We start from the raw sequence: 26945 nt of genomic DNA, 5'->3' as shown, positions 1-26945 counted from the left end.
CGCGCGACGACGTTGCGCAACGTTGTGTGACGTTGCGCAAGACCGTAGGGTGGAGACGCTCGGCCTGTCAACACCGTCTGTGTGACGCGGTGCCGGTAGGGTGCAGGGGTTCTGGGACGCGAGCCGTTGGAGGGGAGCCATGACGCTCACGCGTGTTGCGCAACGTGCCGGCGTGTCGGCCTCGACGGCGTCGCGCTACCTGCGCGGTCAGCTCAACGTCCAGCCGGAGACGGCGGCGCGGATCGACGCCGCGGTCCGCGAGGTGGGGTACGTCGTGCCTGCGCCGGGCCCGGCCGTGCGCGAGGACGAGCGCCGCACGGGTGTAGTCGCGCTCGTCGTGCCCGACTTCGTCAACCCGTTCTTCACCGCGCTCGCCGAGGAGGTCGCGCGCCTGGCGGGCGACCGCCGCGTCCCGCTCGTCGTCGCGCTCTCGACGCGGCACGGCGACGCCGAGTCCGGCCTGGGCCAGCTCCTCGCGAGCGACGGCTCGCTCGGCGGCGTCGTCTACGTGGGCATGTCCCGCACCGACGACCGGCTCGCGCGCGCCGTCGCGGACGGCCTGCCGGTCGTCGTCATCGACGAGGAGGTCGACCTCGACCTGCCGGTCGAGACCATCACCGTCGACAACTACGGCGGCGCCTACCAGGCCACGAGCTACCTCGTGCAGCAGGGGCACCGGCGCATCGCCCACGTCGCCGGCCCCGCGGAGCTGTCCACGACCCAGGACCGACTGCGCGGCTACGTCGACGCGATGCACGACGCCGGACTCGACGTCGATCCGGACCTCGTGCGCCACGGTCCGTACACCGAGCAGTTCGGCGCCTCGACGTTCCCCTACCTCACGCGCCCCGGGAGCGCGCCGACGGCCGTGTTCGTCGGCAGCGACATCGTCGCCGTCGGGATGCTCGGCGCGGCCGAGCTGCACGGGATCTCCATCCCCGAGGACCTCTCGGTCGTCGGGTGCGACGGCATCCGCGTCGGCCAGTGGCTGCGGCCCAAGCTCACGACGCTCGAGCAGCCCGTCGCGGCGCTCGCGCTCGCCGCGATGGACGCGGTCGAGCGGTCCATGGCCGGGGCGCGTCCGGACGGCGTCCCTGCCCGGACCGTCCTGCCGCTGCACCTCGTCGTGCGCGGCTCGGTCGCACGGCCCGCGACACCCTAGGGCGGGCCGACGGCGGACGTTGGCCGTCGTCGGCCCGCGCAACCGACCAACTTCCAGAAAACACATTTCGACTTTTGACTTGGCAGCAGCGAAAGTCGCCCGTAGGGTCGTCCCAGTGCGACGGCGGGGCATCGCATCGTCCGTCGCACCGGGTCTCACGTTCGAGGCCCAGCCATCCGGAGCCGACCGATCGACGGGGATCGTCGTGCGGCCGCATCGGGAGCGCGCGTGCCTGGCGCTGCTGGTCCGGCGGTCACCGTCGTCGCGTGACGCGTCAAGGAGGACGTCGTGCACAGACGAACGACCATGGGCCCTCGCAGGCTCGCCAGACGAGGGATCGCCGCGGTCCTGTCCGCCGTGGTGCTGGTACCGCTGTCGATCAGCGCAGCCGGCGCGCACCCCGGGCACGAGGAAGCGACACCGGCCGCCGACGAGGCGATCGACTGGGACAACTACGAGAAGGTGCTGCTCAGCAAGAACACCGGCGAGCCGATCGACCTCGCCGTCCTGCCTGACTCCCGGGTCCTGCACACCGCGCGCGACGGCGTCGTGCGCCTCACCGACTCCGCGACGGGGCTGACCACCCAGATCGCGGACCTCGACGTCTACTCCAACTCCGAGGACGGGCTGCAGGGCATCTCCCTCGACCCGGACTTCGAGGAGAACCACTGGCTGTACCTGGTCTACGCACCCCGCGTGATGGACGGCGTCTCGCCCTCCGGCGTGGAGTACCCGGAGACGACCCCGTCGGGGAGCGCTCCGAACTCGCTGCCGACGGGCGAGGACGAGAGCTACTGGGACCGGTGGCTCGGGTACAACCAGCTCTCGCGCTTCACGTGGGACCCGGCGACCGACGCGATCGACCTCTCCACCGAGCGCGAGATCCTCAAGGTGGACGCGCAACGAGGGCAGTGCTGCCACGTGGGCGCGGACATGGCGTGGGACGCCGAGGGGAACCTGTTCCTCTCGACCGGTGACAACACCCCGGCCAGCACCCCGGGCGCGAACGGCTACGCGCCCAACAACAACGCCCCGGGCATGAACCCCGGCTTCGACGACCGTCGCGGCGCCGGCAGCACCAACGATCTGCGCGGCAAGATCCTGCGGATCAACCCGATCGAGGACCTCGCCGCAGACACCGAGGTCGGCCCGGGGAGCACGTACACGATCCCCGAGGGCAACCTCTTCGACGACCCGCAGTACGACGACGTCCAGGACCTCGTGCGGAACGAGACCTACGTCATGGGTGTGCGCAACCCGTTCCGCATCGACTACGACGTCGAGTCCGGCGCGCTCGTGTGGGGCGACTACGGACCGGACGCGGCCGCGGCGGACCCGAACCGGGGGCCCATGGGCTACGTCGAGTGGCAGCTCACGACCGAGCCGATGAACGGCGGCTGGCCGTACTGCCACGGTCCCAACGCGAACTACAACGAGTGGGACTACGCGACGTCGACGCCGGGAGACTTCTTCGACTGCGAGGCCGGCGCCGAGAACAACTCGACGTGGAACACCGGCCTGGACGTCGTGCCGCCCGCGACCGCGCCGCAGGTCTACTACGGCGACAACCCCGGCGACCAGCCGGAGCTGCTCGACCCGCTGACGGCATGGGGCGGCACGGGCCAGGCCCCGATGGGTGGCCCGATCTACCGCTACGACGAGAACCTCGACTCGGACGTCAAGTTCCCCGCGTACTGGGACGGGCACCCGTTCATGGCGGAGTTCTCGCAGGACTACGTCGCGGCGTTCACCCTGGACGAGCTCTCGTCCGCCGGTGAGGTCACCGCGGTCGAGAACTTCCTGCCGAACGACCACCTGGAGACGGTCAACCAGCCGATCTGGGACAACGTCATGGACATGGAGTTCGGTCCGGACGGCGCCCTGTACGTGCTGGAGTACGGTGACGGCTTCTTCCGCCAGAACCCGGACGCCGGCCTGTACAAGGTCGTCTACGGGTCGTCGAACACCCACCCGCGGGCCTTCATCTCGGCCGACCCGGTCTCGGGCAGCACCGCCCCGCTCGAGGTGACCTTCGACGCGTCGGCCTCGACCGACGCCGAGACCCCGGCCGGCGAGCTCGTCTACGACTGGGACTTCGACTCCGACGGCGTCTACGACGCCCAGGGCGTGACCGTCACGCACACGTTCACCGAGCTCGGCCAGTTCAACGTGCAGCTGCGCGTCACCGACGCGGGCGGCAACTTCGGTCTCGCGATCCAGCAGATCACGGTCGGCAACACCGCCCCCGTCATCACCCTGGACCAGCCCGACGGGGCGATCTTCGACTGGGGCGACGCCGTCCCGTACACCGTCTCGGTCGAGGACGCCGAGGACGGCAACCAGCCGACGTGCCGCAACATCCAGTACACGTTCGGTCTGGGCCACAACACGCACGCGCACCCCGAGGTGAGCGGGCGGGCCGCGGACACGGCGGACGGGTGCGGGTTCACGATCCAGACCAGCCCCGACGCGGTCGAGCACGGCGAGGGCGAGAAGATCTACGGCACCCTCGTCGTGACCTACACCGACCAGGCGCAGGGCAGCGTCCCGGCCATCCGGGGCGAGGCCACGCACATCCTCAAGCCGCAGGAGCAGCAGGCGGAGTGGTACGACGCGGCCGAGGGCGTCGAGCTCGTGCAGGACGACACGGCGGACGCCGGGTACTACGTCTCCTCGCTCGACGAGGGCGACTCGTTCTCCTACAAGCCGATCGCCTTCACGCACGCCCCGACCGGTGACCCGATCAACAGCGTGACCATGATCGGCCGCGGCGAGGGCACCGTCTCGCTCGGCTGGGTGGGTGCGGACGGCGAGACCGTCGACTCGCTCGCCGAGTTCCGCTTCGCCGGTGACACCTGGAAGGACGCCAGCCGCACGCTCACCGAGGTGCCGGAGGGCACCGGGACGCTCGTCGTGACGAGCACCGGTGGTGTGGACGTCGACAACCTGACCTTCGGGCGCAACGTCGTCGTCCCGGCCGACCAGGTGTCCATCCAGCTCTACTCGCTGATCCCGTGGGTCCGGGCGGACGGCCAGCAGGCCGTGCTCGACCGTCTGGGCGAGATCGGGCTCCAGAACGTCGAGCCGTACGGCGGCAACTACGCCGGCCTGACGGGCGAGGAGTTCCGTGCGCAGGCCGACGCAGCGGGCCTGAAGGCGCCGTCGTCGCACTACAACGTGGGCGAGGCGGACTTCGACACGACGCTCGAGTACGTGGGCGAGGTCGGGCAGCAGTACGTGGGATCGGGTGGCTTCCCCTCCCCGGGGATCGGCACCTACGAGAACACGCTGGCCACCGCCGAGGCGATGAACCGTCTCGGTGAGCGGGCCGTGGCGGCCGGGTTCGAGAAGTTCTTCGGCCACAACCACGACCGCGAGTTCACCACGAAGTACGTGCACGACGGCGTCGAGATGTCCGCCTGGGAGATCCTCGTGGCGGAGACGAACCCGGAGTACGTGACGTTCGAGGTGGACGTCGCGTGGGCCGCTCACGCGGGCGTGGACGTCGCGGCGCTGCTCGAGCAGCACGGCGACCGGATCGAGCTCCTCCACATCAAGGACGCGACCGGGCTCGGCTCGAGCATCAGGTTCACGAACCTCGGTGACGGGGACGTCCCCCTGCAGGGCATCCTGTCCGCCGCGGCCGAGGCCGGCGTCGTGTACTACGTCATGGAGTACGACCAGGCCCCGGACGGCGAGGACTTCGCCACCACCGGGTACGAGTACCTCACCGGTGAGCCCGCGGGCGGTCCGGACGAGCCCACCGAGCCGGTCACGGTCCCGGTGGACCAGGTCTCGATCCAGATGTTCTCGCTGATCCCGTGGGTCAACGAGGTGGGCCTGCCAGCCGTCCTCGAGCGCCTGTCCGAGATCGGGTTCCAGAACATCGAGCCGTTCGGCGGCAACTTCGCCGGCTACACGGCGGAGGAGTTCCGCGCGCTGGCCGACTCGTACGGCCTGAGCGTCAAGTCCTCGCACTACAACGTCGACGAGGGCACGTTCGACGCCACGCTCGACTACGTCTCCACGCTGGGCCAGGAGTACGTGGGCTCGGGTGGCTTCCCCCAGCCGGGGATCGGCACCTACGAGAACACGATCGCCACCGCCGAGGCGATGAACCGCCTCGGTCAGCGCACCGTGGACGCGGGGCTGGTGAAGTTCTTCGGTCACAACCACGACCGGGAGTTCACCACCACGTACGAGCACGAGGGCGAGACGCTCTCCGCCTGGGAGATCCTGGTCCGCGAGACCGACCCGGAGCTCGTGACGTTCCAGCTGGACGTCGGCTGGGCGACGCACGCCGGCGTCGACGTGCCGGCGCTCATCGAGCAGTACGGCGACCGGATCGCGCTCACGCACATCAAGGACGCGGTCGACCTGGGGACCGAGGACGGCCCGACGTTCACCAACCTCGGTGACGGTGACGTGCCGCTGCAGGAGATCCTTGCGGCGGCGCAGGAGGCCGGCGTCGACTACTACGTGATGGAGTACGACCTCGCCGCCGACGGCGAGGGCTTCGCCACCACCGGGTTCGAGTACCTCACCGGCCAGCCGGCCGGCGCGAACGAGCGGACGGTCACGGTGACGGCGCAGCCGCGGTGCCTCGCGGGCAAGGCCTACCTCGCCGTCCGTGCGCTCAACGACGAGGACGTCCCGCTCGACATCACGATCGAGACGCCCTACGGCACCAAGACGTTCGAGGACGTCGCACCGGGCAAGAACGCCTACCAGTCGTTCGGTACCCGGTCGGACGAGCTCGGCGCCGGCAGCGTCAGCGTCGCGGCGACGGACGCCGAGGGAGGGACGGGCACGGTCACCGCGGAGCACGACGCCCTGTCGTGCGGCTGACGGCAGCCTGACAGCGGCCTGACGGCCAGGTGAGGCGGACGTCCGACGCCGCCTCACCTGGTCGCACCACCGGCGGCCCGGGAGACGAGGTGCCCTCGTCACCCGGGCCGCCGGCGTGCCGGTTCCGTGGTGCGACGGCTCGGCTCGCGAGCGGGGGCGAACGCGGACAGCATGGCCGTGGTGTCGAGCAGGGGCGCCGACCACGCCAGAGCGAGGACCCTTCCCATGACCCCCACCGCCGTGCCCGCCCAGGTCTCGGAGACCGCACGGGGGCCCGCCGTCGGGCCCGTGGCCGGTACCTCCTCGGCGCCGGGCGCGGGCCGCCTGCCGCTGCCCCAGCCCCGCGGTCCGCTGACCGCCGCGCTCCTGTCCGCGCTCGTCGCGGGTGCGCCCGCGGACGACGCGGCTGAACGACTACGCCCCGTCCGGGACGCCCTGCCCGCCGCACTCGACGCGGCTGCCGGTCGGGTGCTCCGGGACGACGACGTCCAGCTCGCCCTCGCGGTCCTCTACGAGCTGCACTACCGCGGGGTCGACGGCGTCGACGACGCCTGGGAGTGGGTGCCGGCGCTGCTCGCCGTCCGTGCACGGCTCGAGGCCCCGTTCGAGACGGCCGTGCGTAAGCGCGCCGGGCAGCCGGAGTGCGCGACGACGGATGCCGCAGGCGTCGCCCGGCGGCTCTTCGAGCTCGCCGCCGCCGACGACGGACCGAGCCTGTCGCGCTACGTCGCCCGGCGCGCCGACGCCGAGCAGGCGCGCGAGCTCCTGGTGCTGAAGTCGCTGTACCAGCTCAAGGAGGCGGACCCCCACACGTGGGCGGTCCCGCGGATAGCGGGTGCGCCCAAGGCCGCGCTCGTGGAGATCCAGGCCGACGAGTACGGTGGCGGGCGGCCCGGACGCATGCACGCGGAGCTGTTCGCGCGCGCGATGCGCGGGGTTGGGCTCGACGACACCTACGGGCGGTACGTCGACGCGGTGCCTGCCGTGGTCCTCGCGGCGGTCAACACGATGTCCCTGTTCGGCCTGCACCGCCGGCTGCGCGGGGCGATCGTCGGGCACCTCGCCGCGTTCGAGATGACGTCGTCCGTGCCGAGCCGCCTCTACGGGAACGGGTTCCGTCGCCTGGGCCACGACGCGGACACGACCTGGTACTTCGACGAGCACGTCGAGGCGGACGCGGTGCACGAGCAGATCGCCGGGCGGGACCTCGCCGGCGGCCTGGTCGAGCAGGACCCCGCCATGCGCGACGACGTGCTGCTGGGGGCGGCCGCCTGCCTCGCCGTCGAGGCCGACGTCGGCGCCTACGCGCTCGACCGCTGGGAGCGGGGAGAGTCGGCGCTGAGGGTCCCGCTCGGGACGTCCGAGACGGCCCGGGAAGGCTGACCGTGACGGTGGACCCGCGTGCGGACCGTGCGGAGGAGGTCGTCGTGACGGCCTGCCCAGACGGCCCGCTGCTCGTGCGCGGCCCGGCGCGGCTCGTCGACCAGGACGGGCGCGACGTCGAGCGGCACCGCGCGACCGTCGCGCTCTGCCGGTGCGGCGGCACGGCGATCCCGCCGTGGTGCGACGGCACGCACAAGGTCAACGGCTACCGCAGCGGCGAGGAGGCCTGAGAACGCGGCGGGGGAGCCGACGACGGGCGCGTCGGCACCGGCGGCCGGAGCCGTGGCCAGGAGGAACGTGCGCTCGTCACGCAGCTCTCGGCCAGCGGGCCCAGGACGGCGCCCACGGGTTTCTCGGCGTAGGCGCGGGCCATCCTCGCGGCGCAACCCCGACCGTCGCGCCGCCACGTGGTCGTCGAGGTAGATCGCCAGCAGGTCGCGGTCGGTGCGCCGGGTGCCGGTCATCGAGTCGCCTCGGACCACGGGTCGAGCACGACCTTGACGCAGCCGTCCTCCTTGCGCTGGAACATCCCGTACGCCGCGGGCGCGGACTCCAGGGAGAGCCGGTGCGTGCGCAGGTCCAGGACGCCGAGGGGGTCGGAGACGTCGGCGGCGAGGGGGAGTGCGTCGTCGGTCCAGCGGCGCACGTTCGCCTGACCCATGCGCAGCGTCACCTGCTTGTCGAAGAGCTGCATCATCGGCAGGGGGTCCTTGGCGCCGCCGTAGACGCCCGAGATGGACACCGTGCCGCCGCGGCGGACGAGGTCGAACGCGTTGTAGAGGGCGGCGAGGCGGTCGCCCCCGGCGCGCTCGGTGAGGGGCGCGGACAGCAGGTCTGGCAGCAGTCCCACCACCTTCTGCGTCGCCTCCGCTACGGGAGAGCCGTGGGCCTCCATGCCGACCGCGTCGATCACGGAGTCCGCCCCGCGCCCCGCCGTCAGGTCGCGCACCGCGGCCGGGAGGTCGTCGACCGCCGTCGGGTCGAGCGTCTCGATTCCGTGGCGCTCGGCCATCGCCCGCCGCTCGGGCACGAGGTCGACGCCCACCACGCGCGCCGCCCCTCGGTGCAGGGCGATGCGCGCGGACATCTGGCCGATCGGGCCGAGGCCAAGGACCACGACCGTGCCGCCGGGCGGGACGTCGGCGTACTCGACCGCCTGCCATGCGGTGGGCAGGACGTCCGACAGGTAGAGGTAGCGCTCGTCCGGCGACCCGTCGTCGGGCACGACGACGGGGCCGTACTGGGCCTGCGGCACGCGCAAGTACTGTGCCTGGCCCCCGGGGACCTGGCCGTAGAGCTTGGTGTACCCGAAGAGCGCGGCGCCCTTGTCCTGCGAGCGGACCTGCGTCGTCTCGCACTGGGTCTGGAGGCCGCGCTCGCACATCCAGCAGTGCCCGCACGCGATGTTGAACGGGATCACGACGCGATCGCCGACGTGGAGGTTCCCGGCCTCCGGGCCCACCTCCTCGACGACGCCCATCGCCTCGTGGCCCAGGACGTCGCCCGCGTCGAGGAACATTCCGAGCACCCCGTACAGGTGCAGGTCGGAGCCGCAGATCGCGGTCGATGTCACGCGGACGACCGCGTCCGTGGGCTGTTCGATCCGGGGGTCCGGCACGTCCTCGACGCTCACCTTCTCGCGTCCCTGCCAGGTCAGTGCTCGCATCAGTCGTCGTCCTTCCGTGGTCGTCGTGCCGACCGCGGCGGCGTCAGCACGCCTGGGACGCCACCGTGCCCGACGGCGTCGGCGGGACTCTGCACCGACGTCGCCAGTGAAGCACCGGCCCGACCCGCTCACACCTCGGCGAGCGGCGGGGAGGCGGCGTGCGGGTGCGGGCACGACGCGCGATCCTCGTGCTCGTGACGACCGACGACCGGGCAGCGCCCCACGTGCCAGGGGGCGAGGGGGCGACCTGGGCGCGCCGTGCCGTCGCCGCCGCGGCGCGGCGCTGGGTGCGGCACCCTCGCTGGTCGCTCGCGGTCAAGGGAGCGGTCGCGGCCGCGCTCGCCTGGTTCGTCGGCGTGCTCGCGCCCGAGCCGTTCTCCGACTACCCCTACTACGCGCCGCTGGGCGCCGTCGTCGCGACGACGAGCACGCTCGCGCGCTCGGTCCGCGAGTCCACCCAGGCGATCCTCGCGATCCTCGTCGGCGCGGCCATCGCGCGCGGCGTCGATCTCGTCCTCTCCCCGAGCGCGCTGTCCGTCGCGCTCGTCGTCGGCCTCGCGCTCCTGTGCTCGGGGTGGCGTCGCTTCGGCGAGATGGGCACGTGGGCGGTGACGTCGGCGCTGTTCGTCCTCATCATCGGCAACGCGGCCAAGGTCGAGTTCGTCGGCGCCTACGCCGGGCTCGTCGTCGTGGGCGCGACGATCGGCGTCGGGATCAACCTCCTGGTCCCGCCGCTCCCGCTCACGCCGACCGAGGAGGCGCTCGACGGGCTGCGCGACACGCTCGTGGACCAGGTCGACGCGCTCGCGGACGGGCTCGACGGGGAGCGGCCGCCGTCCGCGGAGGAGTGGGAGGAGCGCCGCCGCGAGGTGGAGCCGACGCTCGCCCGTGCGCGCGACGCCGTCGCGCGCACGCGCGAGGCCGCGCGGGCGAACATCCGCCTGCGCCGGCACCGGGACTGGGCGGTCTCCCAGGTGCGGCGCTCGCACGAGCTGGAGGTGTCCGCGGACGTGGTGGGGTCGCTCGTCCGGCTCCTCGTCGAGTGGGAGCGCGAGGGGCGCGACGACCTGGCGCTGGGAGCCCGCCTGCGCCCGCTCGCGGCCCGTGCGCTCGACGCCTACGCCGCCGCCCTGCGCTCCGTCGGCGCCGAGCCTGCCGACGAGGAGGCGCTGCGCGCCGTGGCCGCCCGCGCCGAGGACCTGCGCAGGGCGGTCCGGGAGGCGCGGCAGGAGGACGACGAGGACTACTTCGTCGCGGGTGCGGTCGTGCTCGCCCTCCGGCGCGGTGCGGCGGTCCTCGCCGCCACCTGACCGCAGTCTTGCTCCGTCGCTCCCGCACCACGCCGGAACCGGGACGCACGAGCCGCCCCGGACCCGCCGGCTGGTCGGACGCAGCCGGCGCGGCCGGGGCGGCTCACGCGGTCAGGAGGTGGCGCTCATGCGCGGGGGGTCACCCGCACGTGAGCGCGTCGTGCTCGACGACGACCTCGCCCGTCACCTCCTCGCCGTCGACCGTCGCGGTCGCGGAGACCGCGACCGTCCCTGCGTCGAACGCCGTCGCCCGCGACGCGAACGACTGATAGGCGGCCTTGCCGGGCTGGACGTCCGCGACCGTCCGCGATCCGAACGCCGTCGTGAGCGTCACGTCCGCCGGGACGTCGGACGCGTTCGTCGCCGCGACGGCGAGGTACGCCTTGCCCGCGAGGCACCGCGGGGAGACCGTCACGTCGAGCGCGACCCCGGCAGGCTCCGCGGCGGGCGTGACCACGAGGCCGCGCAGGCTGCCGGTGTTGTCGAACGAGCCGAAGCCGGCGCGTCCCTCGGCGAACGTCGTGTCGTTCGCCGTGAGGAGCGGGGTGTCGAGGCCGTCGAGGTAGACGGCGATGTCGCCGCTGTCCGCGCAGCGCACGACGCGCACGTCGTGCCACTCCTCGTCGGTGACGGCCGGGGGAGCCCCGACCGCGCCGTCCCACTGGTCGTCGATCCGCTCCCGGTCCTTGCCGTCGACCTTGAAGATGCCGTTGTGGGCGTAGATCGTGTTGTCCTGCGACAGGTGCGCGTAGTAGTACTGCGTGTCCGACTGCCAGCCGAACACCACGATCACGTCCCGGTTGTTCACCGACGCGGGGGCGTCGAGCTTCACCTCGGCGTCGAGCGCGAACGAGCCGAGCTCGGGACCCTCGGTGAGGACGGCGTACTCGAACGGTCGGCGGATGCCGTCGTTCGGGTTGTCGCCCGCCTGGGCGAGGACGATCTTGTCGCCGGGGAACTGCCACTTCGACGGCGTGCGCGGCGCCCAGTGCTCGGCCGCCAGGACGTCCGTGATCGGCTCGCCCGCAGGCGCGCACGACGGCGGGGCCGGGGGCTCGACCGGCTGCGCCCCGAACCGGGCGTACTGCGCCGCGACCTGCTCCGGCGTCGGGACGGTGTCGAGGAACATGAGGTCGTCCATGCGACCGTGGAACGGGTTGGCCTCGCGCGTGTTCTGCGGGAAGCTGCCCCCGATCTTGAGCCCGGCGGGGTCGGATGGGGAGGTCGCGCCCGCGCCCCACGGGTTCGAGGCCGTGTACTGGCCCTCAAGCTCCTCGCCGTTCATGTAGAGCTTCATCTCGCCGCCCGCGAAGTCGAACGTGGCGGCGAGGTGGACCCAGCGGTTCCGCTCGAGGATCTGGTCCCACGGCAGGTCGGCCGCGAACGTCCAGGACCCGGCGCCGTCGACCCGGCGGCCGAGCGCGACGAGCTTGAGCTCGTTCCCGACCGTGATGACCTCGAGGAGCGCGCGCACCGCGTGGCCGTCCGAGGTCCCGGTGAGGACGCCGGCGAGCCCGATCGCGTTGTAGCGGTCGTCGGGGTTCACGGTGCCCGAGTTGAGGGCCGGGTGCTCGCCGGTCGGCTTGAACCAGCCCATGACCGAGATCTCGTCCGCGTCCGCGAAGGCGCCGAGCGAGTCCACGCCCGCGGGGTCGTAGACGCCGGCCTTCCAGTCGTCGTTCGACGCCGTGAGCGGGCTCATCTGCTGCGTCTGGAGCGCCTCGCCCGCACCGGGGTAGGCCCGGTCGGCCACACGCATCTCGACCCCGCCGTTGACGAGCTGGATGTTCGTGCCGGACCAGCCCTGGTCCGCCTCCCACGTCGTCGAGCCCGTGACCGGGTGGTCGAAGTCGTAGTGCGCCGCGACGTTCCCGGCGAGCTCGGGGAGCACGACGGGCGAGGACGCCCCGACGCGCCGGGCGCCGGTGACCTGCCAGATCTTCCCGTCGGCCTTCGAGATCAGGTACAGCTCGCCGTCGGCGTCGGACCCGAAGCGCAGGTCGACGCGCTGGTCGCCGACGAGCTCCTGGAACGTCGTCTCCTGCCCGTCGGCGAACACGCGCAGGTGCTCGATCTCGGCCAGGTCCGCGAGGTCGCCGTCGCCCCGCACCATCTCGTCCTGCTCGGTGGCGAGCACCCAGCCGCGCACGAGGTCGGTGAAGAGGTAGCGCCCCCGCAGCTCGGGGATGTCGCCGCGGTAGACGAACCCGCCGTTGAGCGCGACGCCCGCGTCGCCGGTCTGGCCGGGGTCGCGGTTGTGGTCGTAGGCGGCCACGGGGTACGTGAAGCCGTTCTCGGCGTCGTTCGCGGGCAGCGGGTAGATCTGCCGGTTGTCGGCGCGGAACGACCCCTCGCGCACGGACCAGCCGAAGTTGTCGCCCGGCTCGACGGCGTACACCGACTCGACCTGCCACTCGCCGATGTGCCCGAGGTACATCGTGTGGTCGCCCTCGGGGTCCCAGCTGATCCGGTGCGGGTCGCGCATGCCGACCGCGTAGATCTCCGGCAGCGCGCCGGCCGTCCCGACGAACGGGTTGTCCGCGGGGATCCCGTACCGCCCGTTGGCGCTGTCGTCGCCCAGCGGGTCGATGCGGAAGATCTTGCCCTGGGGCGTGGCGAGGTTCTGCGGGTTGCCGTTGCCGACGCCGTTGCCGCCGTCGCCCACGAGGACGTAGAGGTTGCCGTAGTCGGCGTCACCCTCGGAGACCGTGGGGTTGAACGCGATCTGCTGCACCGTGTGCACGCGGCCGGCGAACGGCACGCGCAGGACCTCGCGGCTCGTGCCCTCGAAGACCGGTGCGGACGGGTCGGTCGCCTTCCACTCCGTGACGACGCTGTGGAACTGGGTGTTGCCGTATGCGGGGTAGTCCGGGGTGTCCTCCGTCAGCGCCGTGCCGCCCTCGGTGTGGACCGTGTAGAACAAGCCGTTCTCGGCGAAGTCGGGGTGGAACTCGGCGGAGCCGAGCCCGGTGCCGAGGCCGGCGCTGTTGTGGAAGTTGTCGAGGAACTGCTGGCGCACGTCCAGGTAGGGCACGTACGCGCCCGTGTCCTTGTCGACGGTGTAGAGGACCGCGTTGTTGTCCGGCACCATGAGGCGGCCCGAGCCGTCGGGGATCTCGTCGAGGTGCGTGATGCGGTTGTGGCGCACGAGGCGCGGGTCCTGCGTCGCCGGGGTCGTCTGCGACGCCGGGAGCTGGGCGAGCTCCGTCACCTCGATGCCGAGGGTCGACGGCGTCGGGTCGGGCAGCGGGTTGAGCAGCGGCTCGTTCGGCGTCGTGCCGCCCGCGGCGCAGTCGGCGGGGTTGCCCGTCGGGATCGCGAGGTTCTGCCCGGCCGTGTCGACCGCGACGTCGTCGAGCATGAGGCGGCCCGCGCTGCTGGCGCCGTTGATCCAGAAGAACCGGTCGAGCGCCGAGGTCACGCCCTGGCGGAAGCCGAACTGCTGCTCCGTGCCCTCGGGCAGCCGGGTGATCTCCTCGTACGGGCCGCCCTGGCTGTAGACGCTGACCTTGTCCGTCGCGTTGTCGGCGACGATCCAGACGCACTGCCACGTGTCGCGCGACCAGACGCCGGCGGGCTTGAAGGCGCCGCCGTCGCGCACGAGCATCACGTCGTTGTTCTGGTTGTTCACGTACGCGCGGCTGTGCGCGTAGTCGGACGGCGCGTCGTTGTCCGTGATGCCGAACGACGTGTCGACGCTCCCTGTCCGCATGAAGCGGAAGAACACGGTCCCGGTCGTGCCGTCGGCGATCCCGGGGACGGCACGGTGGGCGCGCTGGGTGCCCCCGACCATCTCGAGGACCTGGTTGTTGCCGTTGAGCGGGTCGGCGATGACCCGCGCCGCGGACGAGGCGGACCAGCCGTCCTGACCGTTCAGGGCGGTGCGCTGGTAGGCCTCGAAGCTGAGGACCTCGCTGAAACCGTCCGCGGCCTCCTCCGCGGCCGCCGGTGGTCCGAGGAGGGTTCCTCCCAGGACGGCCGCGAGGGAGAGGGCGATCGCCGCTCTCCCTCGTCGGCTCGAGTGCGTAGACGTCATCGTCTGCTCCGTTTCGTCGGGTGGCGCTGGCACGACAGCAGTGAGCGCTGTCATGTCTCCGACCCGCCGGCCGTCCGTCGCCGGGTCGGGCTCCTGCACTCCGCCGGTTCTCCTCGGCCGCGTCGTTGCGCCGGGGTCCGCACGGGCCGCGCGCACGGTCGGTGGCGGCCCCTCGACCGCCGCGTCCTGGCTCTCCCGTCCGGCTCGAGCTGCACGTCCGTGTGCGCGACCCTCGCAGCGTAGGGAAGGCGCTTTCCGAGTGTCAAGAGATGTGTCGGCCGCGTGTCGCGGCGCCGGTGCACGACGACGGCGGGCGACCCGGTCCGCCGGGTCGCCCGCCGTGGGCTGCGCGTCGTGCAGCCGGTCAGGAGGCCTGCGCGTACGTCTGGATCCGGTCGATCCGCAGCGGCGGCTTCTTCTCGCCGGCGGTCACGGGCACGGGGAGGCGGTTCTGCGGCGGTGCCAGCGGGCACGTGACGAAGTTGGTGAACGCGCACGGGAACGAGAACGCCCGGTTGAAGTCGACCACCGTGTCGCCGTCGGTCTCGATGTCCGGGACCTGCACGAGCCGTCCGTTCCCGTAGGTCTCGGTGCCGCTCGTCGTGTCCGTGAAGTGGGCGTTGCCGCGCTCGATGCCGGTGTCGTCGTCGGGGCGGCCCGCGACGGCGAGCCTGTACTCGACTCCGTCGAGGGTGAAGGAGACCTCGCCGATCACGCGCTGCTCCTCGAAGACGCCGCGCTCCACCGTCGGGTAGTCCGACGCCTGCTCGGCCGTCCGCGTGAACCGCGCGGGGAGCACCCAGCGCTCGTCGAGCGGGAACGTCTCGATGTCGTCGAGGCGCTTGCTGGCCGCCTCGCGCGGGTCGCGGACGCGCACGCCGAAGATCTGGCGGCCGGTCGCGTCGGTGCGACGGATCGTCTCGACGCGCAGGTCACCGTAGAACGCGGGCACGAGGGAGTACTTGTGGCCGGTCGACACGGGCGTCGGCGCCGTCACCGGTGCGCCGTCGAGCGTGACGGTCTCCCCGCTGCCGTCGGGCGTGTACACGACCTCGTCGTCCTGGACCGACCAGGTGCCGGGCACGCCCTCGACCTCGAGCGGCTCGGCGCCCGTCAGCCAGTCCTGGCTGACCATGGACATCCACCCGTACGGGCTCGTCAGCTCGTCGAGCCGGGCGCGGTGCCACCGCTCCCACTCCTGGCGGTACTCGGCGCTCACTGCGGACATGTCGGTCCTCTCGTCGATGGGTCGGGTCACAGGTCGGGACAGGTTCTGGGTCGAGGGGTGCAGGTCAGGGCACGCGCGTCGCGCGCTCCACGAACGCGCACACCTGCGCGAACGAGTCGGCGTCGGCGAACGCGTTGCCCGCGGGGGTCCCGCCGGCCGACAGCTCGATGCCGGAGACGGGGTGGCGCGTCGGGCCCTGCGCGACGGGGAGGTGCGGCAGGGCGATCGAGTGGCCCGCGTCGGGGTAGTCGAGCAGCAGCGTCTCGTGCACGTGGCCCGCGGCGTGCAGCGTCTCGACGACCTGGCGTGCGTACATGCTCGACGGCCACAGGCCGTCGGCCATGCCGGAGACGCACGCGACGGGGCCCGCGATGCGCTCGACGGGGACACGCGACGCGGCGGCGAACTCGCGGTCGCGCAGGCCGTCGACGTAGACGTCGCGGTACCGGTCCGGGGGCGGCCCGCCCGTCCACGGCTGCCACGTCACGCCGGGGTTGTCCTGCCACAGGTGCGGGAGCGGCTCGCCGCCGAGCGTCCACGTGGGGGAGTCCCACCCCTGCGCCGGGTCCGCGGCGCCCTGGGCGCCGTGCACGTGGGCCCCGGGCACGTAGGCGACGACGGCGCCGACCAGCCCGGGGTAGGTGGCGCCCAGCAGGAGGGCGAGCTCGCCGCCCCGCGACTGGCCGCTCACCACGACGACGCCGGCGCGCGGCGCGAGCTCGCCGTGCACGTGGCGCAGCGCGGTCTCGAAGTACTCCAGCGGCGTGCGGGTGATGTGGTCGGGCAGGCCGGGCACGCCGAAGTAGCCGAGCGCGAGCGCCTGCACGCCGCGCGACGCGTAGAGCGCGCCCCGCTGCTCGTTGATGCCGCCGCCGGAGCCGTTGAGCACGACGATCGTCGGGTGCGGGCCGTCGCCCGGCGGCACGAAGAGCGTGCCGACGAGCCCGTCCTCGCGGACGTCGTGGCGTCGCACCCCGGGTCCGGTCCAGCGCTGCACGAGGTCGGCCGTCGCGCGCCGCGTGGCGTCGGACTCGTCCCACGCCTCGAGGCGCGTGCGGAGCGGGCGCGCGACGTCGGTCGTGGTCGGCCGGCCGGGCTCCGTGCCGGGCGTCGGGTCGGGCCGCTGCGACGTGAGGAGCGCCATCCCGTCGACGCGCCCGTAGTCGCCGGACATCGGCGGGTCGCGGTCGAGCCGGACGGTGCCGGCCCGGTCCGCGCGGTAGGTCGCGCGGGCGGACCACGCGGTCCCGGCGCGGTCCGTCGTCGCGCGGACCGTGACGAGCGCGCGGGGAGCGGCGCCGCTCACCTCGATGCGGCGGGCGACGTCGAGCAGGTCGTCGGCGGGGCTGACGGTGAGCCGGAGCGTCACGGCGTGCCTCCCGTCGCCGGGTCCAGCGCGTCCCAGACGTCGCGGTCGACGTCGAACGCCGGCGCGTCCGGACGGGCGCCCGGGACGCGGCCCCCGGCGCGGGCCCAGTCGTCGCCGAGGCGGTCGGCCCGGTCGGCGAGGTCCTCGGCGCCGAACGCGCGGGGGTCCAGCGCGAGCACCCAGAGACCGCGGCCCACGGCGTCGCCGCGCGCCCCCGTCAGCAGCCCGGCGAGCGCCTCCACCGTGAGACCGAGGAGGGACCCGAGCAGCCCCGCGGGGAGCAGCGTGGCGACGGCGCCCGCGTCCCGGGTGGGCTCGCCGTCGGGACCGAGCGCCGCGCCGTCGGGCAGGGGAGCGCCCTCCCGGGCGCGGCGCCGCGCGTCGGCGAGCGTGACGGAGCTCGTCGCGGCGTCCACGACGAGCGCACGCCCCTGCCCGGCCCGCGGCACCGCCACGGCGAGCGGGTTCGTGCCGACCACGGGGGCGGTCCCGCCGTACGGGGCGACGGTCGCGGGGGACTGGGCGAGCGCGACCCCGACCAGCCCGTCCTCGGCGAGCGCGCGGACGTACGCGCCGACGCGCCCCGTCCCGCCCGCGTGGCGCACGGCGACCACGCCGACGCCGAGCCCGCGCGCGAGCCCCGCGGCCCGGCGGACCGCCGCGGCGAGCGCGACCGGCCCGGGGAGGTCGTACGCGTCCAGCGTCGCGGTCGCCCCGGTCACGACGGCGGACGGCGCCGCGGTCCCGGCCCGCCCCGTCGTCGTGCGCTCGCGCGCGTCCCGCAGCTCGCGGACGAGGAGCGCGAGGCCGAACTCCGGCCATCCCGACGCGTCCCCCGCGACGACGGCGCGGGCCGCGAGGTCGGCGTCGGCGGGGTCGTGGGCGGCGAGCGCAGCGCGGGCCCGGGCGCGGGCGTCCGCGGCGTCGACGCGCACGGTGGGGGTGGCGGGCACGGCGGTCCTCTCGGGTGGTCAGGGTGGGTCGGTCGTGCGGGTGGATCGGGGTGGGACGTGCGGGTCGTCGCGCGGGAGAGACGCTCAGTCGTCGCCGAAGAACGCCCCGGAGTCGATCGCGAGGCCCATGACGACGCTGCGACCGCGGCGGATGTGCTCGAGCTCGAGCCGGGCGGCGCGCTCGCCGTCGCCCGCACGGAGCGCCTCGATGAGGAGCCGGTGGTCGTCGAGTGGAGGCCCGGGCTCCAGGGGCTGGCGCCCGCAGAGCCGGAACGCCCGCTCCAGGTCCTCGAGCGCGAGCTCGGTGATCGCGTGCAGCCGGGGGTTGCGCGAGTACTTCGCGACCCGGCAGTGGAACAGGTGCGACGCCGACAGGATCGACTGCACGTCCTGCGCCTGCGGGTACGTGCCCTCGGCGATGGCCGCGAGCTCGTCGACCTCGGCCGGGCTCGCGTGGGCGGCCGCGAGGCGCGTCGCCATCGGTCCCGTCGCCTCGCGCACGTCGAGCACGTCGACGAGCGTCTTGAGGGTCACCGGAGCGACGCGGCACAGGGCGCGCGGGCGCACGTCCACGAGACCGTCGTGGTCGAGGCGGTGGAGCGCGTCCCGCACCGGGGTGCGCGACGTCCCGAACTCGGACGCCGTCTCGGTGACGTCGATCTCCTCGCCGGGGCGCAGCTCGGTGAAGATGATCCGGCGCCGCAGCTCGTGGTAGATCCGGTCCGCGGCCGGGACGACGCTCATGCGACGCCCCCGGGCACGCGGGACGGGTCGTGGTGGGATCGGTTCATGCTGCCTCCTACTGACGGGACCAGGGCACGAGACGTCGTTCGAGCACCGTGACCAGGGTCGTGGAGAGGTAGCCCAGCACGGAGATGGTGACGATGCCCACGTACATCTTCGCGACGGCGAACGTCGTCCAGGAGCTCCAGATGAGGTAGCCCAGGCCGTTGCGCGACCCGACGAACTCCGAGGCCGCGATGATGACGAACGCGCCGCCCACGGCGAGCTTGAGCCCGGTGAAGATGCTCGGCAGCGCGGCGGGCAGCGCGACCGTGCGCCAGCGCTGGAGCCGGCCCGCCCCGTTGGCGGACGCCACGTCGAAGTAGATCTGCGGCGTCTGGAGCACGCCGCCCATCGCGTTGTAGAAGACGTAGAAGAACACGCCGATCGCGACGATCACGTACTTGCTCGCCTCGCCGAGGCCGAACACGAGGAGCAGCAGCGGGAAGATCGCGACCTTGGGCACGGGAAGCAGGCTCGCGAAGATCGGCCCGAGGAGCGTGCGCAGGGTCGTGACCGAACCGAGCGCGATCCCCAGGACCAGCCCGGGCACGGCGCCGAGCACGAACCCGATCGCGATGCGCGTGAGCGTGATGCCCGCGTGCTCGAAGAGCTCGCCGCTCCCGACGAGCTGCGCGAAGGTCTCGGCGATCGACGACGGCGGCGGGAAGAACCGCGCGTCGAGCACGTTGGTCCGGCTCGCGAGCTCCCACACCGCGAGGAGCAGGAGCGGCGTGAACGGCCCGACGATCCGCACGACGCGGCCCGTCCGCTTCCGGCGCAGCTTCTCCGTCAGCTCGCGCGTGATCTCGGCCGTGCGGTCGTCGGCGTCCCGGGGCCCGCCCGGGGCGTCGCCCCTCGCGGCGGAACCGGTCCGGCCGGCGGGGGTGCGCTCGTCGGTCGGGGTCGTCATGCGGCCGCCTCCCGGGCACCGGCGGCAGACCGCTCGCCCGCCCCCGACGCGTCGTGCGCCTCGGCGTCCTGCGCCTCCGCGTCCCGCAGCAGCCGCCACAGCTCGTACGTGATCTCGCCGTGGCGGGGGTCGCGGCGCAGCTCGAGGATGTCGCGCGGGCGGTCGAACGGGACCCGCACGTCGGCGAGGATGCGGCCGGGCCGGGCCGACATGACGACGACGCGGTCCGCGAGCACGAGCGCCTCGTCGACGCTGTGCGTGATGAAGAGCACCGACCGCGAGGTCTGCGACCAGATCTTCAGCAGCTCCTGCTGGAGCACGACGCGCGTCTGCTCGTCGAGCGCGCCGAACGGCTCGTCCATGAGGAGGGTCGCGCCGTCGTCGGCCAGCGCCCGCGCGACCGACGTGCGCTGTCGCATGCCGCCCGAGAGCTGGTGCGGGTAGAAGCCCCGGAACTCCGTGAGGCCCACCATGTCCAGCAGCGGGGCGACGCGCTCGCGCCGGGCCGAGCGCCGCACGCCGCGCAGGCGCAGCGGGTACTCGACGTTCTGCTCGACCGTGAGCCACGGCAGCACGCCGTGGTCCTGGAAGACGACGGACGGTCGCGCCGCCATGGTCACCGTCCCGCGGTCGGCCTCCTCCAGGCCCGCGAGGATGCGCAGGAGGGTGCTCTTGCCGCACCCGGAGGGGCCGAGCACGCAGACGAACTCGTTGTCCTCGATGGTGAGCGACACGTCCTGGAGCGCGACGAGCACGTCGTCGCGGCGACGGTCGTGGAATCCCTTCCAGAGGCCCTCGACGGAGACGGCCGTCACGAGCCGAGCTCCGCAGCCCGCTCGCGCGCCTGCTCGAGGAGGTCGGCGCGGAAGATGCTCTCGACGTCCGCCTCGCCCTCGTACTCGAGCGTGCCGCGGTCGCGGAAGAACTGCTCCTGAGCGTGCACGTCCTCCCAGTCGATCTCGCCCGTCGGGTCCTGCTCCGTGAGCGCGAGCGACGTGAGCGTCTCGACCGGCAGCTCGGTGTACCGCGCGATGATCTCCTGGTTCGCCGGGTCGTCCCAGCCGCCCGCCTCGAGCTCCGCTGCGGCGCGCAGGTACGCGGCCGTGAACGCGACGACCGCGTCGGGGTGCTCGTCGACGTACTCGGTGCTGAAGACCAGGGCGCCGAGCTCGGTGCCCGCGTGGTAGTCGATCGGGAGGATCTCGGACGCGATGCCCTCGCTCTCCAGCGACGACGAGATGGGCTCGATCGACCAGGCGGCGTCGACGGAGCCGCCCACGAGCGCGGGACCTGTCTCCGGCGGGCCGACGTTGACGAGCTCGACGTCGTCGAGCGTGAGGCCGCCGGCCTCCAGCGCCTTGGCCACCGAGTAGATGCCGAAGCCGCCGTCACCGGGGATGCCGACACGGCTGCCGGCGACCTGCTCGATCGACGTGATGCCGGAGTCGGCCGCGACGACGAACGGGGCCGGGTTCGGCCCGCTCTCCGGCACGCGCGAGACGCTCGCGATGACCGAGAGCGACGCGCCGGCCTCGGTGGCGTTGAACAGGCCCGCGCCCCACGTCGCGCCACCGGCCGTGACGTTGTTCGTGCTGACGAGCTGGTAGGTCTCGCCGGACGTCCCGCCCTTGGCGAGGAGCTCGACGTCGACGCCCGCCTCCTCGAAGTACCCCTTGTCCTCCGCGAGGAAGAACGGCGCGTAGTCCGCGTAGGGGGAGTAGAGGAACGAGATCTGCGGCGCGGCGTCGTCCCCGCCGCCGGACGGGTCGCTCCCGCCCGCACAGCCCGTGAGGACCCCCGCCGCCGCGACGAGCGAGATGGTGATCGACGAGCGGCGTGAGATAGCCATGAGTCCTCCTGGGTCTGACACACGAGCAAGCGCGTCGTGATGTGCTTGGCACTATGCGCTAGTGCATCAGTTGCCCCTAGCGTGACCCTGGATGTCTCGAATGTTGGGACGATGTAACAGCGGACGGTCTCCGGCCCGTCACGTCCCCAGGATGTGCGCCTTCTGCTCCGTGAGCTCGGCGTCCGTGAGGACGCCCTGGTCGCGCAGCGCGGCCAGCTCGCGCAGCTGCGCGATCCGCACGTCCATCGCGTCGGACGCGCGCTGCCCCGGCGTGGCGGGCGGGTCCGGGGGAGCGGTGGGCGGCGGGTCGTCGCCGGAGGGGGGTTCGCGCAGGCCGGAGACCACGGCGAGCAGGCCGGCCAGGTCGGTGTCCCGGAGCCGGTAGGACGTGAGCGACCCGGGGAGGGCGCGGCCGACGTCGCGCAGCATCTCCTGCACCAGCGCGCCCACGGGACCGCGGACGACGACCTCGACGTCGGCCCGCTGCCCCGGCGTCGCGGTGCGCAGCTCGACGAGCTCGAGACCGAGCGCGGCGAGCCGCTGGAGCAACCCGTAGAGCGCGGCCTGGTCGCGCACCGTCGCCTCGAGCAGCGTGCACTCCGCGGTCCGGTGCACGCCCAGCTCCGCCAGGTCGGCGGCAGGGAGCGTCACGGGCCCCAGCACCGTCACCTCGACCATCGTCGTGCCGTCCATGCGCCTCTCCCGGCTCGCCCACGTCGGTCCAGGATGTGCGCGCACCGGGCAGCGCGGATCACCCGGTGCGGGTGGCACCCGGGAGGCGCCTCGGCGACTACCCCCGGCGGGTGAGTACCGGTGGCGTCCCGCGACCCACAGTGGGAGCATCGCGAACGTTCGCGACCTGAGACGAGGGGTGCCTGATGGACGGCTTCTGGGACTGGTTCTGGCTCATGGTGTGGTGGTTCTTCTTCATCGCGTACCTCGTCGTGCTGTTCCAGATCGTGGCCGACCTGTTCCGCGACAAGGCGCTCAGCGGCTGGTGGAAGGCGCTGTGGATCATCGCCCTGATCTTCGTCCCGTACCTGTCGGCGCTGATCTACGTCATCGCCCGCGGGCGCGGGATGGCCGAGCGGCACGCCGAGGAGGACCGCGCGCGGCGTCAGGTGATGGACGACTACGTCCGGGCGACCGCGAGCACCGGCCGTTCGCCGGCGAGCGAGATCGCGGACGCGAAGGCGCTCTACGACGCCGGGACGATCGACGCGGACGAGTTCGCCCGCCTCAAGGCGCGAGCGCTCGCCTGAGAGGCCGGGGATGACCGACGAGAGCGAGCCCGGGGCCGGGGCCGGCACCGCGACCGACGACGTGGCCGCACGGCTCGCCGCGCTGGAGCGCGAGAACGCGGAGCTGCGGCGCCGCCTCGAGGAACGACCAGGCCCGGGCGGCGACGGGGCGGTGCCGGGCACGGGCACAGCGCCGCCGACCGCCGTGCGCCGTCCCCGACGCCGCCTGCGGGCCGTGGCGTGCGCCGTGCTCATCACCCTGGGCGCGCTCCTGGCCCCGTTGGGCGCGGTCTCGGCGTGGGCGCAGCGGGAGCTGACCGACACGGACCGGTACGTCGCGACCGTCGGCCCGCTCGCCGCGGACCCGGTCGTGCAGTCCGCCGTCGCGGGACGCCTCACCGAGGAGGTCATGTCTCGCATCGACGTCGGGGCGCTCGTCGACGACCTCGTCGGAGGGCTGGAGGAGCGGGACGTCCCGCCGCGCGCCACCCAGGCGCTCGCCGCGCTCGAGGCGCCGCTCCAGAGCGGCGTCGAGTCGCTCGTCCACGAGACCGCGACGCGGCTCGTGGAGAGCGACGCGTTCGAGGGCGCCTGGCTCCAGGCGAACCGCGTGGCGCACCAGCAGCTCGTCTCGGTCATGCGCGGCGAGGACGGCGACATCCTCCAGGTCGACGACGGCCGCCTCAGCATCCAGCTCTCCGGTCTGATCGACCTGCTCAAGGAGCGGCTGGTCGACCGCGGGCTGGACGTGGCCGCACGCATCCCGTCGGTGGACGCGACGTTCACCATCGCGCAGTCCGCGGAGCTCGTGATGCTCCAGAACCGGTACGCGCAGATCGTGACGCTCACGACGTGGCTGCCGTGGGTCGTGCTCGGCCTGCTCGCCGCTGGGGTCCTCGTGGCGAACCGTCGGTCGCGCGCGCTGGTCGTCGCCGGGCTCGCGCTGACGGGGGCGATGGTCGGGCTCGGCGTCGGGCTCGCGGTCGCGCGCGGCCTCTACCTCGGTGCGCTCTCCGGGCAGGTCCTGCGCCTCGACGCGGCCGAGGTCGTGTTCGACCAGGCCGTGGGCTACCTGCGCCTCACGCTGCGCACCGTGGGGGTCCTCGGCCTCGTCGTCGCGCTCGCCGCGTACCTCGGCGGGCCGAGCGAGTCGGCGCGCAGCCTGCGCGCGGGGCTCGGGCGCATGGGCGCCACGGTGCGGGGTTGGGGCGAGGGCCGCGGGGTCTCGGCGGGTCCCGTGGGCGACTGGCTCGGGCGGCACAAGGCGTTCGTGCGCGTCCTGGTCATCGGGGCTGCGGCGGTCGTCCTGCTGCTCGCCGGATCCCTGACGCCGGGCCTCGTGGTCGGCGTCGCGCTCGTCGCCGGCCTCCTGCTCGTCGTGGTCGAGATCCTCGCCCGACCGCCCGTGGTCACCGAGCCGGCGGGCTCGCCGTGATCGACGACGTCGTCCCGCCGTCCGGGGCCTAGCGGGCCTGACCTCTTCCACCCGGCGTTCGTCCTGCGCCTCCCCGGCCGCGGGAATAGCCTGCCCTCATGACCTCGGTCGAGCCGCGTGCCGAGCAGGAGGACGTCGCGCTCGTCGCCGACACCTTCGAGACGACGCGTGCCCGGACCTCGGTCCCGGCGCTCCCCGCCTCCACGGTTCCGCGGCCCGCCGTCGAGGCGCTCGTGGCCGCCGCGGTGGCGCGGCGCCTGACGCTCGTGTCGGCCGGGCCCGGCTGGGGCAAGACCACCGCGGTGGCTCGGTGGGCGCGCGCCGCGACCGGCCCGCGGGTCGCCTGGCTGACGCTGGAGCCGTTCGACGACAAGCCGGCCGCGTTCTGGGCCGACGTCCTCTCGGCGCTGCGCGCCGCGGGCGTCGTCCCTCCGGGGCACCCGCTCGAGACGCTCGTCGTCCCGCCGCGGCTCTCGCCCGCGCTCCTGCGGCGGGTGCTCGCCGCCGTCGAGCAGCTTCCCGAGCCGGTCGTGCTCGTGCTGGACGACTTCCACCACGCGGCGCGCGCCGACGTCGCGGCGACCGTCGACGACATGCTGCGCTACCCGCTGCCCCTCCACCTCGTCGTGCTCACGCGCGTCGACCCGCTGGTGCGGCTCCAGCGGCTGCGCGCGCAGGGCGAGGTCGCCGAGGTCGGTGCGGCCGACCTCGCGTTCGATGCCGCGGCCGTCTCGACGCTCGCCACGGCCCACGGGCGGCCGCTGTCCACGGTCGGTGCGCAGCGCGTCCTCGACGAGACGGGCGGCTGGGCGGTCGGGGTCCGCCTGTGGGTCGAGGCCGACGACGCGGCGAGCCGCGCACGCGCCGACCGCTCGGCGGCGGAGTTCCTCCTCGCCGAGGTCCTCGACCGGCAGGAGCCGGAGACCCGGAGCTTCCTCCTCCGCACCAGCGTCGCCTCGGCCGTCTGCCCCGACCTCGCGTCCGCGCTCGACCCGGAGGCCCCGGCGGACCGGCTGCTCCCGGGCCTCGCCGCGGCGGACGGCTTCGTCATGACGGCGGGTGAGAACCGCACCTGGTACCGGTACCACCCGCTCCTGCGCGAGATGCTCCTGAGCCAGCTGCGGGTCGAGGACCCGGTGCGGCTGCGCGACGCGCACCGTGCAGCCGCGCGCTGGTTCGCGCGCGACGGCGAAGCGGTGCGAGCCCTCGAGCACGCCGCCGCCGCGGAGGACTGGCCGCTCGTGGGCGAGGTCTTCGTGGAGGGGGCGGCCGCCCAGCTCGCGGGCCCGCACCGCGAGACCGTCGCGGACACCCTGCGTCACGTGCCCTACGCGACGATCGGGGTGGACGCACGGCTGCACCTGTGTGCCGGCGCGCTGGCGTACGTCGACGAGCGCTTCGACGCCGCTCGTCGGCACGTCGCGACGGCCCGCGACCTCCTCGACCCCGCCGAGCAGCCCGCCGCGGCCGTGCTCCTGGAGCTGCTCGACGCCTCGATCGCGCGCGCGACGGGCGACGTGCGCGGCCTCGCGACGGCGGCCGGCGCCGCCCTCGCGACCGCGGACGCGGCGCCGTACCCGTTCCCCGCGCTCGACACCTACCGAGGCCTCGCGCAAGCCCACCGCGCCGCGGGCCTCGCCTGGTGCTCGGTAGGCCCCGAGCCGGCGACGCCCGCCTTCGAGCTCGCGCCGCCTCCCGGCCGCGCCTGGCGGGCACCCCAGCTCTTCGTCCTCGGGGCTCGGGCGGCGATGTCCCTCCTCGCGGTCGCGGAGGGCCGGCTCGACGAGGGCGACGCGGTCGCTCGCGCGGTCGTCGCGGAGGCCGAGCCCCGGGGCTGGGACGGGTACGCCCACGTGCGCCCGGCCCACGCGGCCCGGGCCTGGGTGCTGTACCTGCGCGCGTCGGACGACGCCCTCGACCGGGAGCTTGCGCACGCGCTGGCAGCCGACGCCGGGGGACGCGAGCCGGCGTCCGAGGCGGCCGTCCGGCTGCTCCAGGCCCTGGTGGCGGCGGACCGCGGGCACGCCGGGGCCGCGCGCCACGCACTGGTCGGCGCCGACCGCGCGCTCGGGCCCGTCGTGACGCCCCCGGTGCTCGCCGACCTGTGGGTCCGGGCGACGGCGGCGGTCCGCCTGCTCGACGACGGGACTCAACCGGCGCTCCCCGTGCGCGTCCGGCGGGAAGGGCTGGGCACGGCCGCCGTCGCCGCGGTGTGCGGCGCCCGCGAGCTGCTCGTCACGGGGCGGACCGGGGCCGCGCTGCGCGCCGTCGCGGGGCTCGTGGACGCGGGGGAGGACGAGGTGGACGACGTCGTGCGGGTCGAGGCGGCACTCGTCGAGGCGTCGGCCCTGGCGCGGGCGGGCACCCGCCGCGTCGAGGTCCCGTTGGCACGTGCCCTGGACCTCGCCGCCGTCGAGCGGCTCGCGCGCCCGTTCCTCACCGTCGTCGTGCGCGAGCTGCGCCCGGCGCTGGCGCGCGCGGTCGCCGCGCGCGACGACGCGCTCTCCGAGCGGCTGCGCGCCCACCTCGACCCGGCCGACCGCGCACCGGAGCCGGCCCCGCTCGTCGAGCCCCTCACCGAGCGGGAGCTCGCGATCCTCGCCGTCCTGCCGTCGATGGCCAGCAACGTCGAGATCGCCGAGGACCTCTTCGTCTCGGTGAACACCGTGAAGGCGCACCTCAAGTCCGTCTACCGCAAGCTCGGCGTGAGCTCGCGCCGCGACGCCGTGCGTCGAGGCCGTGAGCTCGGCGTCGTGTCCTGAGCCGCCG

Annotated in this window: 18 protein-coding genes; 8 read left to right on the top strand and 10 right to left on the bottom strand. The window is 73.8% G+C overall.

Going from position 1 to position 26945, the window contains the following annotated elements; all coding sequences use genetic code 11:
* The first annotated feature begins 139 nt into the window (after positions 1–139).
* The 4 genes from JOE63_RS13405 (at position 140) to JOE63_RS13390 (ending at position 7623) form a co-directional block, all read left to right on the top strand.
* Positions 140–1162 (top strand): LacI family DNA-binding transcriptional regulator, encoded by a 1023-nt coding sequence (locus tag JOE63_RS13405; protein ID WP_087472240.1) that lies wholly within the window; start codon positions 140–142, stop codon positions 1160–1162.
* A gap of 306 nt (positions 1163–1468) precedes the next feature.
* The gene (locus JOE63_RS13400) at positions 1469–6010 is read left to right on the top strand and encodes a TIM barrel protein (RefSeq protein ID WP_204542063.1); all 4542 of its coding nucleotides are present in this window, start codon (positions 1469–1471) and stop codon (positions 6008–6010) included.
* 225 nt (positions 6011–6235) lie between these two features.
* A complete protein-coding gene (locus JOE63_RS13395; protein WP_204542060.1) occupies positions 6236–7393 on the top strand; it encodes an iron-containing redox enzyme family protein in 1158 nt (385 codons plus the stop codon).
* Positions 7394–7437: 44 nt separating this feature from the next.
* Positions 7438–7623: a CDGSH iron-sulfur domain-containing protein gene (locus tag JOE63_RS13390; RefSeq protein ID WP_307840096.1), complete on the top strand. Its 186-nt coding sequence runs from the start codon at positions 7438–7440 to the stop codon at positions 7621–7623.
* Between the two features lie 230 nt (positions 7624–7853).
* On the opposite strand, the gene JOE63_RS13385 is transcribed toward JOE63_RS13390, so the two are convergent.
* On the bottom strand, positions 7854–9059 hold the full coding sequence (locus JOE63_RS13385) for a zinc-dependent alcohol dehydrogenase (RefSeq protein WP_204542055.1): 1206 nt from the start codon (positions 9057–9059) through the stop codon (positions 7854–7856).
* Positions 9060–9223: 164 nt separating this feature from the next.
* Between JOE63_RS13385 and JOE63_RS13380 the strand changes: the two genes are divergently transcribed.
* Positions 9224–10369: an FUSC family protein gene (locus tag JOE63_RS13380; RefSeq protein WP_204542052.1), complete on the top strand. Its 1146-nt coding sequence runs from the start codon at positions 9224–9226 to the stop codon at positions 10367–10369.
* A 139-nt stretch (positions 10370–10508) separates the two neighbouring features.
* Here the strand turns inward: JOE63_RS13380 and JOE63_RS13375 are convergent, their stop codons facing one another.
* From JOE63_RS13375 to JOE63_RS13335, 9 genes are all read right to left on the bottom strand, one after another.
* The gene (locus JOE63_RS13375) at positions 10509–14405 is read right to left on the bottom strand and encodes a PQQ-dependent sugar dehydrogenase (protein ID WP_239576697.1); all 3897 of its coding nucleotides are present in this window, start codon (positions 14403–14405) and stop codon (positions 10509–10511) included.
* Positions 14406–14769: 364 nt separating this feature from the next.
* Positions 14770–15633, bottom strand: coding sequence for a DUF1684 domain-containing protein (locus tag JOE63_RS13370; protein ID WP_087472235.1), 864 nt, complete (start codon positions 15631–15633; stop codon positions 14770–14772).
* A 64-nt stretch (positions 15634–15697) separates the two neighbouring features.
* Positions 15698–17002: an acyl-CoA thioesterase/bile acid-CoA:amino acid N-acyltransferase family protein gene (locus JOE63_RS13365; RefSeq protein ID WP_204542049.1), complete on the bottom strand. Its 1305-nt coding sequence runs from the start codon at positions 17000–17002 to the stop codon at positions 15698–15700.
* Positions 16999–17955 carry an Ldh family oxidoreductase gene (locus tag JOE63_RS13360; RefSeq protein ID WP_204542046.1) on the bottom strand — a complete coding sequence of 319 codons (957 nt, stop codon included), beginning with the start codon at positions 17953–17955 and terminating at the stop codon, positions 16999–17001. The genes JOE63_RS13365 and JOE63_RS13360 overlap by 4 nt, the downstream gene beginning before the upstream one ends.
* Positions 17956–18039: 84 nt before the next feature.
* Positions 18040–18699, bottom strand: a complete 660-nt coding sequence (locus tag JOE63_RS13355; RefSeq protein WP_021483335.1) for a GntR family transcriptional regulator — start codon at positions 18697–18699, stop codon at positions 18040–18042.
* Positions 18700–18754: 55 nt separating this feature from the next.
* A complete protein-coding gene (locus JOE63_RS13350) occupies positions 18755–19651 on the bottom strand; it encodes an ABC transporter permease (protein ID WP_204542043.1) in 897 nt (298 codons plus the stop codon).
* Positions 19648–20466 carry an ABC transporter ATP-binding protein gene (locus JOE63_RS13345; RefSeq protein WP_087472230.1) on the bottom strand — a complete coding sequence of 273 codons (819 nt, stop codon included), beginning with the start codon at positions 20464–20466 and terminating at the stop codon, positions 19648–19650. Before JOE63_RS13345 ends, JOE63_RS13350 begins: the two co-directional genes overlap by 4 nt.
* Positions 20463–21500: an ABC transporter substrate-binding protein gene (locus tag JOE63_RS13340; protein WP_087472229.1), complete on the bottom strand. Its 1038-nt coding sequence runs from the start codon at positions 21498–21500 to the stop codon at positions 20463–20465. The genes JOE63_RS13345 and JOE63_RS13340 overlap by 4 nt, the downstream gene beginning before the upstream one ends.
* A 138-nt stretch (positions 21501–21638) precedes the next feature.
* The gene (locus JOE63_RS13335; protein ID WP_087472228.1) at positions 21639–22193 is read right to left on the bottom strand and encodes an SHOCT domain-containing protein; all 555 of its coding nucleotides are present in this window, start codon (positions 22191–22193) and stop codon (positions 21639–21641) included.
* Between the two features lie 185 nt (positions 22194–22378).
* Between JOE63_RS13335 and JOE63_RS13330 the strand changes: the two genes are divergently transcribed.
* The 3 genes from JOE63_RS13330 (at position 22379) to JOE63_RS13320 (ending at position 26938) form a co-directional block, all read left to right on the top strand.
* Positions 22379–22762, top strand: a complete 384-nt coding sequence (locus tag JOE63_RS13330; protein ID WP_087472227.1) for an SHOCT domain-containing protein — start codon at positions 22379–22381, stop codon at positions 22760–22762.
* Positions 22763–22772: 10 nt separating this feature from the next.
* Positions 22773–24176, top strand: coding sequence for a hypothetical protein (locus JOE63_RS13325; RefSeq protein WP_204542040.1), 1404 nt, complete (start codon positions 22773–22775; stop codon positions 24174–24176).
* 98 nt (positions 24177–24274) lie between these two features.
* Positions 24275–26938: a LuxR C-terminal-related transcriptional regulator gene (locus JOE63_RS13320; protein ID WP_204542037.1), complete on the top strand. Its 2664-nt coding sequence runs from the start codon at positions 24275–24277 to the stop codon at positions 26936–26938.
* Positions 26939–26945 lie beyond the last annotated feature (7 nt).

The organism is Cellulosimicrobium cellulans (assembly GCF_016907755.1).
GTDB lineage: Bacteria > Actinomycetota > Actinomycetes > Actinomycetales > Cellulomonadaceae > Cellulosimicrobium > Cellulosimicrobium cellulans_D.
The sequence above is the reverse complement of the archived record's forward strand: the minus strand, read 5'-3'. Positions and strand labels throughout refer to the sequence as shown.